Raw genomic sequence first — 18,148 nt, forward strand, 5'->3', positions numbered from 1 at the left:
TGAGGCCCTTATCCAAAAGATCACTTTTCAAAACGCTTTGACCATTCAGCCAAAATACGTTCACGCTGCTCGGCTGACCAATAAAAATCATTTTTTACGAGCATTTGAGGAAGATTTTTCGGGAAACTCATGGTGGTATTTTCGATGCCTTTATAGGCTACCATTGAAAAGTTATGGGCATAGGCTTCATTTGCCGCTTTGCTTACTGACCAGTTTATAAATTTCTGTGCGCTAGTCAGTTTTTTAGTTCCTTTCACAATTGCAGATGCCTCCATTTCCCAGCCTAAACCTTCGGTTGGATAAACCACTTCTAAAGGGGCACCCTCTGCTTTTAATTTAAATGCCGGATAACCGAAAGAAACTCCAATTGGAATTTCACCCTGTGCTGCCATCTTGCAAGGTTTTGAACCCGAGTGAGGATATTGTGAAATGTTTTTATTTAAAGCCTGCATATAGTCCCAAGCCTGCTTTTCACCCCAAATTTGCATCCAAGCCGTAACATCTAAATAGCCTGTGCCGCTCGAAGCCGGATTTGACATGACAATCAGGTTTTTATAAATTGGATTGGTTAAATCTTTCCAAGTTTTTGGAACCGGTAATTTACGTTTTTCTAATTCGACTTTATTCACACAAATTGCAGATTCCCATGCATCCATACCTGTCCAAGTCGGAACAGTTTTTTGGCTCACAAATTCAGGTTTTAAATTTTGGATGCCTTCAGGTTTAAAAGGTTCGAGCATGTCTTTTTTTTCCATGACCAGCAAACTGGTTAAAGCCACACCAAAAACTACATCTGCTTGTGGGTTTTTCTGCTCTGCCAAAAGTTTAGCGGTGATTACACCAGTTGAATCACGTACCCATTTTACTTTGAGTTCTGGATAGGCTTTATGCAATTCTTCTTGGTATTGCTTAAGTTGGTCGGCTTCCACTGCCGTATAGACTGTAATTTCTTCTGATTGTTTTGATGTTGCTGATGAACATCCCATTTGCATAGCGACTACTACACCTAAAACTGATGCAGTACCGAGTTTAATTGTTTGTTGAACATACTGTTTCATCTGCAAACCATCGAATGCAATTATTTGATGATCGTATTTCAACAGTTTTATATGACAGTTTAATTAATCTGGTTTAAACCAGATTTAATTTTTATGCTCGCGCTTCGAAATGCAAATCTAAAACATCATGTAGCCAATATTCTTGGTCAACATCGGTAATCACGCCCTCTTCATTTCTGTTGCTACGGCAAATATATAGGCCGAGTGCGCCTACATTGACATACAGTGCTTTGGCCTGCTGTTCCGATAAAGCGGTTGGATAGAGGTTAATGTCAGCTCGGGTGATATGGCAGTTATATTGATTTGCCATGAGTAAAGTAATGGATTGCTTGAGATCATGAGTTAAAAACTCAGGGAAAAGCTCGGCATTCACCCGTAAATGTTCCACTAAAACAGGTCGACCATTAATACAACGACGTCGCCAAACTGAATAAATCGGATGCCCTTTTTCAACTTTTAAATGTTTGGCATCCCAAGACGTAGCTTGCGTAAGTTCACTCGAAATCACTTCTGTAGAAGGTTCATAGCCTTGTTCAATCACAAATTGATTAAAGTTTTTTGTCGATTGAGGGTGATAAATAATACGAGGAGAACGAACATACCAACCACGGCGATCTAAGCGATAAATCAAACCATCAGTTTCCAAAGCCAGCAAAGCTTCACGTGCAGCAACACGAGTGGTTTGAAATTGTTCCGAAAGCACTCTTTCCGATGGGAGTTTTGCGTGGGCTTCTAATACACCAGATTCAATATCATGGGCAATTGCATCGCGAATAGGAATATATTTAGGTATGCGTGCTTGGTCCTGTTCCATACAAACTTAGAATTTATAAATAAAGAAATTAATAGCAATATACTGAAAAAATATGACAAAAGCTTTTATTAATGCTGATCTTTTAAGCAATGTATGACCTATTCCCCGCGTTTTTTCAATTCAGATTTTCCATAAAAAATAGTGTGTGCACGTGTAAATCGGCATGGCATCGCCATTACATCCTATCTATTGAGACACTTATTTAAGATAAAAAGTCATATTTCTGTACAGACTCTTACATAGGAATTGAGAGTTTGCGCTATCCCTCAACATATCTTCCTATATTACTACCTTGTAGAATTAAAATATTATGATTAAAAAAAGCTCACAATTCTCTGAGCAATTAAAAAAATATAGCTCTCACCTTATATTTAAAAAGTCTTAATATAAAATTATTTATTTAATAAAAACTAATATATTAGTAAAATTTCTTAATTTTAAAACAAACATAGGATTTCGTTTTAATTATAATTTCAAACAACAAATTTAATTAAAAAAAGAAGATAAGATACACCAGTCGATTTATTATACAAAAATCATAGCCACGCCTCCAAGTTTAAATATTATCCAATTATTTATTCAAACTAATTAATATTTCATTTATAAAATTTAAATTAATTTATTAAAAACTATTAAATATGTCATTTAATGCTTAAAACTTTGTCATGATATAACCCAAAATTTCCAAACAACCTTAATAAAATATTTTCAAACACATGAAAAACATAATAATTTCAATATTTTTCCTTCTCTGGAATAAAATTACGGATATTTATACCTCTATATTTTTCTATTTTACCAAATGATAAAAAATACAATCCAATAAATAATAAAAATAAAAAAACCTTTTTCAATAATAAAGTTAATTTTTTACCAAAGGTTATATTTTAAAAATTTTTATTAAAAACAGCATCATCAAATAGATTAAAAAAATAACATTCAAAAAAATATAACTACTTTTCTTCTTGTTTTTTTACGAATGTATATTTAGATTTAATTAAGATTATTTTAAATCACGCTTACTTTTTTAATGTGAATTAAGCAAAATTAAATTTTACTTAATGCTGACTATAATATTTTAAGGAGAAAGTATTATTACGATCAAATTGTGTGACATTTTAAATCAATTATATATCTGTACTTAACCATAAAAATCCACCCAGCGTTAAATCATATTCAGCCAGGAAAGATTAAAAAGCTTATGAAACTTAAAACAAAATTTTCTCATCTCGCTTATAGCTGTGCATTTGTATTATTCGGTTCCATGCAATTTGCCCATGCCGCGCCTTTACTCACGCCTCACATCACAAATGAAGTCAGTCCTGCACCTACAGCCAATGCATGGATTGAAATTGATACTCAAGCCTTTGAAGATAATATTAAAAAGACAAATCAGTTACTTAGTGACAAAACACAACTTTGTGTAGTTATGAAAGCGAATGCATATGGTCATAGTATTGATCTACTTATGCCGAGCGTGATGAAATTAAATGTTTCTTGTATTGGTATTACCAGTAATGCAGAAGCGGCGATGGTGCGTAAGCATGGCTATAAAGGCAAAATTACACGTTTACGTACAGCAACCGATAGTGAAATTATCAATGCACATGCGTTAAATATTGAAGAGCTTTTGGGCAACTATGATCAAGCCGCTCGTATCTCTCAATGGGCAGAAGCGAATAATGCAACTGTACATTATAGCTTGGCTTTAAATTCGGGCGGTATGGATCGTAATGGTATTGAAATGTTTTCAGCTCAAGGTAAAAAACAAGCCGTTGCGATCACCAAACTCCCCCATCTTAAAATTGACGGCATTATGACCCATTATGCGGTAGAAGATGAAAAATATGTCCGTGAGCATCTGGCTCAATTTAATGAACAAACAGCATGGTTAATTAAAAAAGCCAAACTGAATCGTGAAGAATTAACATTACACACAGCTAATTCATTTGCTACCGTAAATGTTCCCGAATCACATTTAGATATGGTTCGTGCAGGTGCGATTATATATGGGGATTTTCCTAATCACCCTGAATTTAAACGTATGATGGCATTTAAAACACAAATTGCCGCAGTTAATAATTATCTTAAAGATTCAACTGTGGGTTATGACCAAACCTATACTTTGACACGTGACTCTAGACTCGCAAACTTACCTATAGGTTATTCGGATGGCTACCGTCGTAGTTTTAGTAATAAAGCTTTTGTATTAGTAAATGGGCAAAAGGCGCCAGTGGTTGGTCGAGTATCAATGAATACTGTTATGGTGGATGTGACAGATATTCCAGAGGCCAAAGCTGGCGATGAAGTTGTATTATTTGGTCGTCAAGGCGATGCTGAAGTTAAATCTAGTGATTTAACGAGTCTTACCGGCCATATTTTGACAGAAACCTACATCCCGTGGAGTAACTCTAATCCACAAGTGATTAAACCTCTTCAATCTCCGCAACAAGTGATATTAACCAATAGTAAAGTTACCGCAACCGCTGAGTAAATTTTAGGTTAATTGATTAGTAGCCCTATATTTCTAAAGTATCGGGGCTACTTTTTATTATGACCACATCTCTTAAACTATTTCTTCCTACTTCATTTTTTATATAAAAAAAGGACATTTTCATGCCCTTTTTATTTTTACCTAATTTTTAACTTGCGTGCTTAAAACGATCAATTTGCTTAATCTCATAAGGCAAACCAACATAGTTTTCAGCCAATGTGGTTTTACCCGCAATTGAGCCAAGTACATAACTTAGCTCGGCCTGTTTAATCTTATGATCAAACTCACTTTCAGTTTCAAAACGGTGTAGTAAATGAGTCATCCACCAAGAAAAACGCTCTGCTTTCCATACGCGTTGTAGGCATTTTTCAGAGTATTCATCAATACCTTGTTCTGAGCCTTCGACATAATATTCAATGATCGCACTTGATAAGTAAGCAATATCAGAGGCAGCAAGATTTAAGCCTTTTGCTCCTGTCGGTGGAACAATATGCGCAGCATCACCTGCTAAAAATAGTTTTCCGAAGCGCATTGGTTCGGTCACAAAGCTACGTAACGGCGCGATACTTTTTTCAATAGAGGCCCCAGTCACTAGCTTTTCACGGCTTTCAGGATCTAGGCGTCGTTTTAATTCATCCCAAAACTTTTCATCCGACCAGTCTTCGACGTGATCTGTTAAAGGGACTTGTAAATAATAACGGCTACGTGTTTCTGAACGCATACTACATAAAGCAAATCCACGCTCTGACTGTACGTAAATGAGTTCATCGGCTACAGGTGGAACATCTGCCAACACGCCTAACCAGCCAAACGGATAAACTTTTTCAAAGGTCTTAATTTTATCTTCAGGCACGCTGGCACGGCAGACACCATGGTAGCCATCACATCCTGCTATGAAGTCACACTCAATTTGAAAGGCTTGACCTTGGTGTTCAAACACAACTTTTGGTGCAGTGTAGAAATCTTTAATTTGTACATTTTGAGCTTCATAAAATGAAGTGAGCTGCGCAGCTTCACGGGCAGTCATTAAATCTTTAGTGACTTCTGTCTGACCATATACGGTCACTTGTTTTCCGCCTGTTAATTCTGCCAAATCAACTCGATGCTTTTCGCCATTGGTCAAAATTTCAATGCCCGAATGCGGTAATCCTTTGTCTTTTAAATTTTGGTCAACGCCTGCTTGTTTCAGTAAGTCGACCGAAACTTGCTCTAAAATTCCTGCGCGTATCCGTGAAGCCACATATTCAGCACTGCGTTGCTCAACAATAATATGGTCGATTCCAGCTTTATATAAAAGTTGCCCAAGCAATAACCCTGCTGGTCCAGAACCAATAATTGCAACCTGTGTCTTTAAAATATCCATAACTTCATCCTTGTTTCATCCTGACTTTTAAATTACTGGCTTTAAGTTTTGTGCACTATGTATGCAAGACGAAAATAACCGTTTATCATTTAGTTTGTCCGGATAGCGGACAGAAACAACCAAAATAATAGGAATGAAAGGATGCCTTCTCTCGATGCTTTTTTAGAGCACCCGAATTCGCATGAGAAAATTCGTCAAGAAGACTACATTGCAGGATTAGCAAAAGGCTTGGCTTTACTGGAAGCTTTTGGAACAGATCGACAACGACTCAATGTCACTCAAGTGGCCGAGCGAACTGGTATTAGCCGAACAGCGGCAAGGCGGTATTTGAAAACTTTAAAATATTTAGGCTATTTAGAAACTGATGAACATTACTTTTGGTTGACTCATCGCGTGCTGCGCTTTTCGAGTTCTTATTTAAGCTCTGCTCACCTGCCTAAAGTTGCTCAGTCATTTTTAAATCTTTTGTGTGCGCAGACATCTCTGACTTTTTCGATTGTGGTATTAGACGATAACGAAGTGGTGCCGATTGCCCGTAGTTATCTACCACAGCAAGATAATTTGCGTGTCAGCCCTTATGGCATGCACTTAGGAAACCGACTCCCTGCCCATGCAACTTCTACGGGTAAAGTTTTACTGGCAGCACTACCCGAAGAAGCCCAACATACGTGGGTAAAAAATTACGGTTTAAAACGTTTAACGCCTTTTACCATAATAGATGAGTCAAAGTTTTTTGAAGTGCTTAAGGGTATTTCGTTATCGGATTATTGTCTTTCCAAAGAAGAACATGAGCTTGGCGTGATTGCGATTGCAGTGCCCGTATTTAACGCCCAAGGTCAAGCCATTGCAGCACTTAACTGCATGTCTCAAACCAACCGAGTACAAGAAGATTATTTGGTTCAGCAAATTTTGCCATTGCTACGCAACACGGCAAATGAGCTTAGAAATGTGATTTAAATCGTTTTAGAAACTCTTGTCATCAATTAGAGGTACAAGAGTTTCAGCTCATGATTTTAAATGGCGAATTCTTTAACTTGCTGGCTTGCCAGATCTAATGCATTGCTGCGATAGGCCTGCATATCTAAGCCTTCTGCATAAATAAAATCGACGTCATGAATACCCATTAGCCCTAACACAGCTTTGAGATAAGGCGTGACTGCCTCAGTTTCTTGGCCGACATGAATACCGCCTCGACTACTTACCACCACCGCTTTTACCCCTTCAACCAAACCTTGAGGATAAGTTTCGGTGTAGCGGAATGTTTGTCTTGCTCGTGCCACCAAATCAAACCAGTTTTTGAGTTGAGTCGGGACATTTAAGTTGTACATCGGCGCGCCTATCACCAACAAATCGGCACTTTTTAATTCATCAATTAATTCGTCAGACAAAGCAACGATTTGTTTAATTTCTGGTTTGCTATTTTCAGTACCACGGAGCGCTTGGAAAATTTCTAGATCTAATACGGGTAAATTCATTTCAGCTAGATTGCGTATGGTAATGTCATCTTGCAAACCTTGGTCTTTACGGTGTTCAATCATGACATCGATTAGGCGATTGGTTTGAGAACCCTCACCCATAATGCTGGATTTTAATACCAATATTTTAGCCATGACCATCTCCACGTTTTTGATGAAGCCATATTAACTCCACAATAAATTCAACAGTGGTGATATTATTTCATTATATTGGTTCTTTTTAGGCAACAATCATGCAACATGAGTTGAATGCAATTTCTATATTTGTGACGGTGGTCGAGGCTGGAAGTTTTGTAAGAGCTGCCGAGCAATTGCATTTAACTCGCTCAGCCATTAGTAAAAATATTGCTCGGCTGGAAGAACAACTTGGTGTTGCTTTATTTAAAAGAACAACACGTTCTCTCAGCATGACTGACGAAGGGGCTTTGTTTTATGAACATAGCCGCCGAGCGTTAAGTGAAATACAAAATGCGGCAGCTTTATTAGACCAAGGGAAAATTAATGCAACAGGCCGATTACGAATGTCTGTACCAGTGCTATTCGGACAAATTTATGTTGCCCCGCTCATGGTTAAATTTGCTCAGCAACATGCGGACTTACAGCTAGAAATTTCATTTAATGATCGGACTGTAGACTTGGTCGAAGAAGGTTTCGATTTATGCATCCGAATCGGGGCATTGCCCGACACCACTCAACTCGTTGCCAAACCAATTGGTGAGCATCGAATGCTACTTTGTGCCTCACCTGACTATTTAAATAAAGCAGGTCCCCTAGAGCATATTGAGGACTTAGACCGCCACGCCACGATTGCCGATCCGCATTTTGGTCAAATAAAAAAATGGCAGCTTCAACAGGAAAATGACGAGCCTTTATTTATTAAACCGAAAGCAAAACTCCTTTTAAATGACTTGCAAGCCATTAAAAATGCAGCACTTGCTGGCGCAGGTATTGCTTGGCTGCCCGATTGGCTTATTCAAAATGAATTACAGGACGGTAAGCTTGTGCAAGTGTTAGACACCATGTCGAGCACTGCTTTTCCGATTCATCTGGTATGGCCTACACTGCCTTTTATGCCACTGAAAACCCGCCTTGCAATTGATTATGTGGCGCAGCATTTACCCCTTGAACTGAACAGACAAGCTTAAAATAAAAAAAGGCCTCGTCCACTTGAACAAGGCTTTTTTTAATTATTCAAAGGCAACGTTTATTGCTCAGAATCAAACTCTTTAATTGCCTCTTTAGCAATTCGAAAGCTATCTACAGCAGCAGGCACGCCACAGTAAATTGCAACCTGTAAGAGTACTTCACGAATTTTCTCTTTAGGTATACCATTTCGAAGTGCACCTTTAACATGTAGTTTTAGTTCATGTGGACGATTTAAAGCTGAAATCATTGCCAAGTTAATTAAACTGCGCTCAGGTTTACTTAATTCTTCACGTCCCCAAACAGCTCCCCAGCAATATTCAGTGACTAACTCTTGAAGAGGAAGATTAAACTCATCGGCATTATTGATTGAATTATTTACATATTCTTCCCCAAGAACTTGTTTACGGATTGCTAAACCCTTTTCAAATTTTTCATTACTCATATATTCAATCCTCCAAACAAGGTGTATTTAATTTCCAGATAATCTTCAATACCGTATTTAGAACCTTCACGCCCCAAACCAGACTGTTTAATTCCACCAAAAGGCGCAACTTCATTTGAAATAAGGCCTTTATTAATTCCGACCATGCCATACTCAAGCTGTTCACTCATTCGCCAAGCACGGCCTAAATCTTTGGTATAACAATATGCGGCTAAACCAAATTCAGTTGCGTTTGCCATTTTTACCGCTTGTTGCTCGGTTTCAAATTTAAATACAGCTGCTAGCGGACCAAACGTTTCTTGGGTTGCCACATCCATATCAGCGGTAACATCTGCAATCAGTGTCGGTTCAAAAAATAATTCACCCGCTACATGCTTTTTACCGCCAATCACAAGACGACCATTTTTATCTAAGGCATCTTGAATATGAGCTTCAACTTTTTTCACCGCATTGGCATTAATTAATGGCCCAATGTCATGCCCTGCTTCTAATCCATTACCAATATTAAAGTTTTGGATTTTTTGGCTTAGGGCAGCAATAAATTTTTCATAAATGCCCGCCTGCACTAAAAATCGATTGACGCACACACAGGTTTGCCCTGCATTTCTAAATTTGGCAATAAGCGCGCCCTCAATTGCTGCATCTAAATCGGCATCATCAAATACAATAAACGGCGCATTGCCACCCAACTCTAAGGAAACTTTTTTTAAGGTTTTTGCTGAACGCTCGAGCAGCATTTTGCCGACTGGCGTTGAACCGGTAAAAGTAAACTTGCGTACGACGTCACTTTCAAAAATCGCATCACCAATATGAACTGCATCGCCTGTAATCACACTAAAGATTTCAGCAGGCACGCCAGCTTGCACAGCTAAGTCCACTAAAGCCAAAGCAGTAAAAGGCGTTTCAGGCGCCGGTTTTACAATACAAGGACAACCTGCCGCCAAGGCTGGAGCAACCTTACGCGTAATCATGGCAGCGGGGAAATTCCACGGCGTAATGGCTGCCACGACACCAATAGGCTGTTTATTTACGACAATACGAGCATCTGGATATGGGCTTGGAATAATATCGCCATATACTCGTTTTGCTTCTTCGGCAAACCATTCAATAAAACTCGCAGCATATAAAATTTCACCTTTGGCTTCGGCTAAAGGTTTTCCTTGCTCACTCGTTAAAATAAAAGCCAAGTCATCTGCATTTGAAATAATTAAATCGAACCATTTTTTTAAAATAATTGATCGATCTTTTGCTGTTTTATTTTTCCATAACGGCCAAGCCTCTTTGGCAGCTTCTATGGCACGCTCTGCTTCAGCCTTGCCCATATTTGGGACAGTGCCAATAACCTCTAATGTCGCCGGATTTGAAATTTCGGATGTTTGTTGATGGTCTGCATCGCACCACTTTCCAGCAACAAAGGCTTGCTGACGAAATAAAGCGAGTTCATTAAGCTGCATGATCATTATCCTGTTGAGATCTTCTGCATTGATAGTGGAGCGATACATAAATTAAATAGCTCACCATCAACTTTGTATTATGGCATACCAAAAATTAATTTAAAAAAATTTTCGATATGCCCGAATGTTTAAATGTCTTTAGAAATAATAAAACAGCGTTAAGTTAAGCAACTTATTCCACTGGTTATCATCCCCTTTTGCCAATGAATCTTGAGTCCCACCAATGAACGGGTCATTTTTACTCATGATGTATTCAGCCACCAAAGATAGCTGTTTATGGTCAATAGACACACCAATAATATTACGAATCGAATCTTTCATACTGTCCTGATCTTTATCGTACTGACTGTACATAAAGTACGGCGTAATGTTCCCGATCTGCTTAACATTTTTGAAAGAATAGCCAACGTCTGCGGTATAAAACGTCCCTTTGTTAGCCACATAATATTCACTGTCGTAAGAGCCCATGAGCGACTGATTAGGATTAAGCTGGTCCTGATTAGTTACATCATTTTTACCGCCAGTAAGGGTCACATTTAAATTGCCATAATTGGCTTTGCCAAAAAGTGCCCACGCATGACGGCGCCCATCACTCGAAGCAGCTTTATTTTCAATATCGGATGTCCAATATGAGCCACCGAGCTGTGTAGTTAAACCATTAATTCCAAGATTTATATCTTGAGTCACTCGGCCTACCCACATGTTCTTTTCTTGCAAATCGGTTTTGTTGGGATCGTCTGAACTCACATAGTTTGCAGTGTAGCGACCTGAATCTTGGGTAGAGCCTGTGTAGTTTCCGCCATCTACCGCAAAATAACCCACATCAAACTTAGTTGCTGTCGGCAATTCAAAGTGATAATTCAAACCAAGATTGTGAACATCTTCTAAACCTGCAGTTGTGCTCATACTTCCATATAGACTATTGCCCCAAAAACGTCCCGGTCCAAATGGAATCGGCTGAACACCTGCCACTACCTGATCTGTTTTATTTAATTTGTACCCTACATAACCATCAACCAACGTAGAAAAATCACATAGACGGTCATATTGATAACAACGATATTCCGCATGACCAAATAACGGTCCACGCTCGTAGTCCAGTTTTAACTGCGCAGCATCAAAACGAATTTTTTGATCAGAAGCAGACTCTCCATAGTGTTTATCTTGATAGTTAGCGCGAACATAGCCTGATACGGTGAGCTTGCCGTATCCACTATCGCTATTTCCAAAACTTACACCTGCGTAACTCGGATAGATTACAGCCATCAATGCTGTGCTTAGAGCCACTTGTAAATAGCTTTTTTTCATTGTCGGATTCCTTTCACTACAATGCTTATTGAGGTAATTTTGCGTTTAATGCGGGTGCTGAACATTTAATCTTTCCTAGATTAAAGACGTAATACACCACCAGACTCACCAACAATCCAATGACCCATGAAATATCAGCATCTGGAATGACATCGGCCAATGCACCTGTGAAAAACGCATTTTTTAAGAATGGAATTTGTACCGCGATCCCAATGAAATAAGCCGTAAGCGCTTTTGCATTAAATTTGCCGTAAATACCACCATCACGAGCAAAGATCGATTGAATGTCATAAGACTTTTTATTCACGACATAGAAATCTAATAAATTAATAGACACCCATGGGACCAAAATAAATAACAGCGCAAAAATCACATTCAAGAAGAAACTAATAAAGTTACTTGATGCCCAAAGTGCCGTTAAAGTCGCTAGAACTAACACAATGATTGATAACACGACTCGGATATTTCGGCTTGGCATCCACTGCCCTGCAAAAGTCTGAATTGAGGTAATACATGACAGAACCGCACCGTAGAGGTTCATGGCATTGTGACCAATGATATTGCATAAGAACAAAATCATAAGAACATAGCCGAACAGCCCAGTACCTGACTTTACCGCTTCCATGGCATCTGTGGTTGAGCCAATACTGACCGCAATCGTACCAAATGCCATCGCAAAAATAGTTCCTAACGATGCGCCTAAATAGGTAAAGATAAATGGCTTATAAATACCAATCGATTTCGGTAAATATCGTGAATAATCTGAGGTATAAGGTGAGAAACTAATTTGCCACACCGCACACAAACCAAACATGGCAAACCAGCCTTTCATATTGAAAGAGCCTTTAGCGAGTACATCTGCATTAATATGCGGCACCATAATCATGAGGCCGATGAGCAACGAACCACCCATAAACCAAGTTCCAATTTTATTGAACTTATGAATAAAGTGATAACCAATCACGCCTATGGTAGTTGCTGCGATTGCGCCAATCACGGTCGCAGTCGGCACAGGAATGGCAGGAACAACGGTATGAAGGGTTTTGCCTGACAAAATAATGTTAGAGATGAAAAAACCTAAATAAATGAGGGTGGTAAACAGTACAACCAGCAATGCCCCATAACGCCCGAACTGCGCACGGCTCTGAATCATTTGAGGAATGCCGACCTGCGGGCCTTGTGCAGAAGTTAAAGCAAGAATCGCTGCACCAAAAAAATGTCCGCAGCAGATCGCAAGCAATGCACTTACAATATTGAGGTTAAAGGTTAAAATTGACATTGCACCCGTAATGACGGCGAGCGGTGCAATATTGGTACAAAACCATAATGTGAATAGATCGCGAACTTTCCCATTACGTTCAGAGGGAGCAACATAATCAATAGAATGACTTTCGATAGCGAAAGCATTATTGCTATTTTCGTTTTGGCTCATATCCTTAATCTCTCTTTGAGGAATTCATTTCCTCAACATCAAAAAATCTGCCCAGCCAAAGTCATTTCAATATGACTCGGCTTCATCTTTTTATTTCCTTTTACAAACAGCTCATATCTCTGTTTGTGTTGTTTTAGCCAAGAAAAAGGTAAAGCCAGTCCAATCAATACTTGATTAAGCATCGATACATCTAGTTTTACGTTTTCAACTATTTAAAGCTTTAGGCGATTGCTGGGTTTGACTGATTCATTTTTTCATCCTTGAAATTAAAATCCCGATATATTTTCATGCCTCAAGTCATGATTTATCTCATGACAAATGGGTCATCAATTGGCTCATCTGAGGTACGTAACCAAACTGTTTTGGTGGTGGTGTAATCTAGAACCGCATTTGCGCCACCTTCCCTCCCATGTCCCGAAAGCCCATGTCCACCAAAAGGTGCAAGTGGAGAAACAGCGCGGTAAGTGTTTAGCCAAACAATTCCCGACCCAATGACTTTTGTCATACGGTGAGCACGGCTTAAATTGGTGGTAAAAACACCTGCTGCCAACCCGTAAGGCGTACTATTGGCTTTTTGCACAGCTTCCGCTTCATCTTTGAAACTATCTACCGATAACACCGGACCAAATAGTTCTGTGGTAATGCAATCTGCTTGAGGTGCATCGGTACAATCTAAAATGGTCGGTGGATAGTAATAACCTGCTCGCTCAAGGCTTTTCCCGCCAGTAAGAAGTTTTGCCCCTTGCTGGATTGAACTTGCAACGACTTGCTCAATTTTTTGGCGTTGGCGTAAGGTACAAAGCGGCCCAAACTCGGTTGCCATCTCATGAGGTAAACCAATTTTTATGGTTTGTACACGCTCAACCAAACGCTGAACAAATTCATCTTTAATGCTTTCTTCAACCAGTAAGCGTGAACCTGCTACACAACTTTGCCCAGTAGCAGCAAAAATAGCAGCGACCTGAGCATTTACCGCACTTTGAATATCTGCATCAGCAAATACAATAAATGGTGATTTGCCACCTAATTCGAGTGAAACTTTTGCAAGATTTTCAGCCGAGTTACGCACAATGTGCCTTGCCGTTTCTGGACCACCTGTAAATGCAACATGGGCAACGTCCGGATGACTACTCAGCACGGCGCCACATTCAGGTCCGAAACCGGTAATCACATTGACCACTCCAGCCGGAAAACCCGCTTCATGGATCAATTTAGCAAAAGCTAATAATGGCCCAGGGCCGTCTTCAGAGGCTTTTAACACGACAGTACAACCTGCCGCTAAAGCTGGCCCCACCTTCACTGCCGATAGAAATAACTGACTGTTCCAAGGAACAATTGCAGCAATCACGCCTACTGGTTCACGAACAATCCATGCTTGCATGTCTGCCTTATCAATCGGTAGAAAACTACCCTCTAATTTGTCGGCAATACCTGCATAGTAGCGATAATACTCAGCGACATAGGCAATCTGGCTCGATGTTTCGCGAATAATTTTGCCCGTATCACTGGTTTCAATTTGAGCCAGTTGCGGTGCAGCTTTTTCAATTAAATCAGCCAGTTTATAGAGCAATTTACCGCGCTGGGAGGCCGTTAAACCTGCCCAAGCCGATGCTTTTAATGCCTGAGATGCGGCTTGAACTGCTCGATTGACTTCATCGGTTCGAGCTTCTGGCATCTGTGCCCAGACTTCACCTGTTGCAGGATTAATACTTTCAAACGTTGCTGCACCAGATTCAAACTGACCATTAATATAAAGCTGAAAATCTGCTGTCATGATATTCGCCTCTATGCAAATGCCGGCATAACTTCATTGATCATACGTTCTAATGAGGCTTTTTTTCGTTCAAAGCTCATGCCCGTATCAATCCAGAAAGAATATTCGTTGTAACCCATCGCTTCATAAGCTTTTAAGCGGTCAATGACTTCTTGGGCCTGTCCAATCACATTATTTTTGCGCATCGCTTCTGGTGTATAAAAAGGATGTGCAGCAATTTCTTCAGGGCTTAAAGGTGCGATTAAACCTTGATTAATTTCACGCTCATTTTTAAACCAAGCGCCGAAGTAGTTATAGAATGTATTAATTTCATCTGCTGCCAGTTGAGCATCTTCTTCACTATCTGCCACATAGGTATGGCGAAGCAACATAATTTCAGGGCGCTGAATTTCATTGAACTTTTCACAAGCTGCATTGAAATGTCCCATGAGTTTTTCAACTTCTTCGTCACCTAAATGCAAAGGCGTTACCTGTACATTACAGCCATTTTGCACAGCAAATTCATGGCTATTTGGATCACGAGCAGCAACCCAAATTGGTGGATGCGGTTGTTGAAGCGGTTGAGGTGCTGAGGTGGTTTTTGGAAACTGCCAAAATTCCCCGTTATGCTCATAATCGCCTTTCCAAAGGTTTTTAATTGCGGGAATCATTTCACGTAAACGCTGACCTGCACTCCATGCATCCATGCCCGGAACCATACGTTCATATTCAAACGAATAAGCACCGCGAGCAATACCAATATCTAAACGGCCATTGGTAATAATGTCGGTCATTGCAGCTTCGCCTGCAAGTTTAATCGGATGCCAAAATGGTGCTACCACCGTGCCTGTACCTAAACGAACATTTTTGGTTTTATTGGCTAAATCGACCAAATTTAAAAATGGATTTGGTGCAATAGTAAAGTTCATGGCATGGTGTTCGCCTGTCCAAACCGCATGCATACCGCCACGGTCTGCAATCTGACAAAGCTCAATCATTTCATCATAAAGCTGCTTCTGAGTTTGCTGATCAGAAACACGTTCCATATGCACAAATAATGAAAAACGCATGATTAAACTTCCTCTTTAACGATTTGACGAACTGTACCTGTTGTCTGATTTCCGTAATAAACACCATAAGTTTTCAAATGGTTTTCTTTGCGATAGCGCATCAACATACTTTCTAAGGCGCTGTCTACAAACTCTAAGTTCTCAAGGTCATTTAAATCGACAAACTGACCTTTGGTGGCTTGAGCTACGGGTGTGTTGCATAAAAATGAAATATATTGCTGCTGGTTTTCAACGTTTTCATATACAGAGTAAATGAAGTTGGCAGAAGCATCTGGCTGATATTGTGCAAAGATTTTCTCAAGCGCTTTATCTGCACCGTCTTTATCGACCATGACATGTGGAATAGTCCACTTATGGTCGGCAGTTTCTTCGAGTAAAATGGTATTTTCATGTCCAATAATTGCACTCATTACCACTTTAGGACCAGAGATAACCTCGGCAGAAAGTTTGGCTGGTGTGAAATATCCACCACGATAATAACCAAGTCCTGCAAAACCTGTCGAAGCGAAGTCTTCAACTTTACCAATTAAAACTGCATGATCCCCTGCATCGACAACTTGGTAGGTCGTACAGTCGAACCATGCACTGACTTGATCGATCAGTGGGTTTTGGCAAGCACTTTTTGACCATGAAAGATTTGCAAAACGGTCTTCGCTTGGACGAGCAAAAGTATTTGAAACATCCTTTTGCTCTTCTGCCAAAATATTAATTGCAAAATGAGTGGTATTTGCAAAGTTATGATAATTGCTTGATGTCTTGGCAATACTCACTAGAAGTAAAGCTGGGTCCAAAGACACCGAAGCAAAAGAGTTCGCTGTAAAGCCAAGTGGCGTTCCATCTTCTTTACAGGTTGTGACCACGGTAACGCCCGTCATAAATGACCCGAAAGCATCACGTAGTTCACGCATTTTATTAATCGTATCCATTTCACTCATTGTTATATTCCTTCAGCAATGTGTGGCAAATTAAACGCTGGTTTCCAACCACGCTTGCATTGCATTATTCACTTTGTCAGGTGCAGTTAAGTTCACCATGTGACGTTCATTTTCAATGACAATTGCAGTGCCATGCTTTGCCTGATTCGCCATTTGCACAGCCATTTCTGCAGTTGAGTTCGGATCATCCGTTCCGGTCAACACCAAAGCAGGACAAGTGATCTTTGACCAGTCATCTGCATAGGTTTCATCGCCTTGCGCAAAAGCAGAATATGCAGTGGTGTAACCAGACAAGTCGACATTTTCGAGCCATGATTTCACTTTGGCTGCTGCTATACGCTCGACTTCACTTTCGCCAAACCAGCGCTGTAGCGGAGTCTCAACATCAATACGGCCTGTTTTTAACTCTTCAGCTCTTTGGATGACTGCATGACGTGCTTGTGTTGTACGTTTATATACACCATTGAGCACCGCCATCCGTTTAACTAAATCAGGACGGGTAACGCTAACTCCTGTAGTAATCAGCGATCCCATTGAATGTCCCGCTAAATTTACAGGTCCTAAATTTAAGGCTGTAATAAATTCGATGGTCCATTCAACAAAATCTTGTAGCTTTGCTTCTGCCGGTAATTTGGTACTTTGACCATGTCCCGGCATGTCTACTGAAATTACATGATAATGTTTAGAAAAATATTCAATTTGTGGATACCATGCCGCAGCTTGCATTCCCACTCCATGGATTAGAACCAGAGGCTCTCCTTCGCCTTGCTCAAAATAGTGAGCAATACGGTTATTTGACAGCTGCAGGGTTTTTGACATCATGACCTAACTCTTCCAAATCTTTATAACGATCACCAATACGATGATGTGGTCGACCACCTGTTGCTGCACCAATCACAACAACTAGCTCATCGGCAGCAGGTGCATCTGGAATTGCAAATTGCAATGTTAAGTAATGAGAACGGCGGCCTTCGTCATTTTTATCCATCATTGGAATTAAAATCGGCGCATTTGCTGGGCCACGGGTATTGTTAAATGCCAAATAAGATTTCGCACCGACAGCGCTACGGTAAGTATTACCAAAATGTAAGGTGTGGATTAAAGCTGATGCATGTTCAAGTTCACCATTTAAGCCCACTACTGCACTTTTACCAAAAGCTTCAACAGCTTCACCAGAACCCACTTCATCAAGAATAAGCTTGGTTAAATGTTCGCTTAAGATGGGCGCAATACGGCGAATTTCCGGTGATAGGTCTTCTACATAACCTTGGCCTGCCCACGGATTTTTAATAACCGCTGCGGCTGCCACCATTTTTAAAGGCTTTGCTGCTTCTTTGCCGCCATCTACATAAGTGGTTTCTACATGAAGCACTGTTTTACGTATGAGTTCCATTGCTCTTCCTT

Annotated in this window: 17 protein-coding genes; 3 read left to right on the top strand and 14 right to left on the bottom strand. The window is 39.9% G+C overall.

All coding sequences use genetic code 11. The features are described 5' to 3' along the window. Positions 1-20: 20 nt before the first annotated feature. Positions 21-1,058 carry a putative 2-aminoethylphosphonate ABC transporter substrate-binding protein gene (locus OD757_RS04955; protein ID WP_263031053.1) on the bottom strand — a complete coding sequence of 346 codons (1,038 nt, stop codon included), beginning with the start codon at positions 1,056-1,058 and terminating at the stop codon, positions 21-23. 91 nt (positions 1,059-1,149) lie between these two features. Further along, positions 1,150-1,872: a UTRA domain-containing protein gene (locus OD757_RS04960; protein WP_038347008.1), complete on the bottom strand. Its 723-nt coding sequence runs from the start codon at positions 1,870-1,872 to the stop codon at positions 1,150-1,152. 1,201 nt (positions 1,873-3,073) lie between these two features. Between OD757_RS04960 and alr the strand changes: the two genes are divergently transcribed. After that, positions 3,074-4,366, top strand: coding sequence for an alanine racemase (gene alr / locus OD757_RS04965; RefSeq protein WP_263031054.1), 1,293 nt, complete (start codon positions 3,074-3,076; stop codon positions 4,364-4,366). 148 nt (positions 4,367-4,514) lie between these two features. Here the strand turns inward: alr and pobA are convergent, their stop codons facing one another. Beyond that, entirely contained in the window at positions 4,515-5,729 is a 1,215-nt protein-coding gene (gene pobA / locus OD757_RS04970) for a 4-hydroxybenzoate 3-monooxygenase (protein WP_263031055.1), read from the bottom strand. Positions 5,730-5,870: 141 nt separating this feature from the next. Between pobA and pobR the strand changes: the two genes are divergently transcribed. Beyond that, positions 5,871-6,686 (top strand): IclR family transcriptional regulator PobR, encoded by an 816-nt coding sequence (gene pobR, locus OD757_RS04975; protein ID WP_126646305.1) that lies wholly within the window; start codon positions 5,871-5,873, stop codon positions 6,684-6,686. 56 nt (positions 6,687-6,742) lie between these two features. On the opposite strand, the gene OD757_RS04980 is transcribed toward pobR, so the two are convergent. Next, positions 6,743-7,339: an NAD(P)H-dependent oxidoreductase gene (locus OD757_RS04980; protein WP_263031056.1), complete on the bottom strand. Its 597-nt coding sequence runs from the start codon at positions 7,337-7,339 to the stop codon at positions 6,743-6,745. Between the two features lie 98 nt (positions 7,340-7,437). Here OD757_RS04980 and OD757_RS04985 point away from each other — a divergent pair, with 98 nt between their 5' ends. Next, the gene (locus OD757_RS04985) at positions 7,438-8,349 is read left to right on the top strand and encodes a LysR family transcriptional regulator (protein WP_263031057.1); all 912 of its coding nucleotides are present in this window, start codon (positions 7,438-7,440) and stop codon (positions 8,347-8,349) included. A gap of 59 nt (positions 8,350-8,408) precedes the next feature. Here the strand turns inward: OD757_RS04985 and OD757_RS04990 are convergent, their stop codons facing one another. The 10 genes from OD757_RS04990 to OD757_RS05035 form a co-directional block, all read right to left on the bottom strand. Continuing rightward, positions 8,409-8,792 carry a carboxymuconolactone decarboxylase family protein gene (locus OD757_RS04990; RefSeq protein WP_263031058.1) on the bottom strand — a complete coding sequence of 128 codons (384 nt, stop codon included), beginning with the start codon at positions 8,790-8,792 and terminating at the stop codon, positions 8,409-8,411. Next, positions 8,789-10,246, bottom strand: coding sequence for an NAD-dependent succinate-semialdehyde dehydrogenase (locus OD757_RS04995; protein ID WP_263031059.1), 1,458 nt, complete (start codon positions 10,244-10,246; stop codon positions 8,789-8,791). Before OD757_RS04995 ends, OD757_RS04990 begins: the two co-directional genes overlap by 4 nt. A 138-nt stretch (positions 10,247-10,384) precedes the next feature. Beyond that, positions 10,385-11,554, bottom strand: coding sequence for a hypothetical protein (locus OD757_RS05000; RefSeq protein WP_263031060.1), 1,170 nt, complete (start codon positions 11,552-11,554; stop codon positions 10,385-10,387). A 25-nt stretch (positions 11,555-11,579) separates the two neighbouring features. Next, positions 11,580-12,986, bottom strand: a complete 1,407-nt coding sequence (locus OD757_RS05005; protein ID WP_057106103.1) for a purine-cytosine permease family protein — start codon at positions 12,984-12,986, stop codon at positions 11,580-11,582. 38 nt (positions 12,987-13,024) lie between these two features. Then, entirely contained in the window at positions 13,025-13,168 is a 144-nt protein-coding gene (locus tag OD757_RS05010; protein WP_000934372.1) for a hypothetical protein, read from the bottom strand. A 122-nt stretch (positions 13,169-13,290) separates the two neighbouring features. Then, positions 13,291-14,760 (bottom strand): (Z)-2-((N-methylformamido)methylene)-5-hydroxybutyrolactone dehydrogenase, encoded by a 1,470-nt coding sequence (gene tgnC / locus OD757_RS05015; protein WP_263031061.1) that lies wholly within the window; start codon positions 14,758-14,760, stop codon positions 13,291-13,293. 11 nt (positions 14,761-14,771) lie between these two features. Continuing rightward, the gene (gene tgnB, locus OD757_RS05020; RefSeq protein ID WP_057086184.1) at positions 14,772-15,809 is read right to left on the bottom strand and encodes a flavin-dependent trigonelline monooxygenase oxygenase component; all 1,038 of its coding nucleotides are present in this window, start codon (positions 15,807-15,809) and stop codon (positions 14,772-14,774) included. Between the two features lie 2 nt (positions 15,810-15,811). Next, positions 15,812-16,744: a flavin-dependent trigonelline monooxygenase reductase component gene (tgnA, locus tag OD757_RS05025; RefSeq protein WP_263031062.1), complete on the bottom strand. Its 933-nt coding sequence runs from the start codon at positions 16,742-16,744 to the stop codon at positions 15,812-15,814. A gap of 30 nt (positions 16,745-16,774) precedes the next feature. Next, the gene (locus tag OD757_RS05030; RefSeq protein WP_263031063.1) at positions 16,775-17,566 is read right to left on the bottom strand and encodes an alpha/beta fold hydrolase; all 792 of its coding nucleotides are present in this window, start codon (positions 17,564-17,566) and stop codon (positions 16,775-16,777) included. Further along, a complete protein-coding gene (locus OD757_RS05035; protein WP_263031064.1) occupies positions 17,535-18,137 on the bottom strand; it encodes an amino acid synthesis family protein in 603 nt (200 codons plus the stop codon). The genes OD757_RS05030 and OD757_RS05035 overlap by 32 nt, the downstream gene beginning before the upstream one ends. Between the last annotated feature and the right edge of the window lie 11 nt (positions 18,138-18,148).

This window comes from Acinetobacter sp. AYS6 (assembly GCF_025630795.1).
Classification (GTDB): Bacteria; Pseudomonadota; Gammaproteobacteria; order Pseudomonadales; family Moraxellaceae; genus Acinetobacter.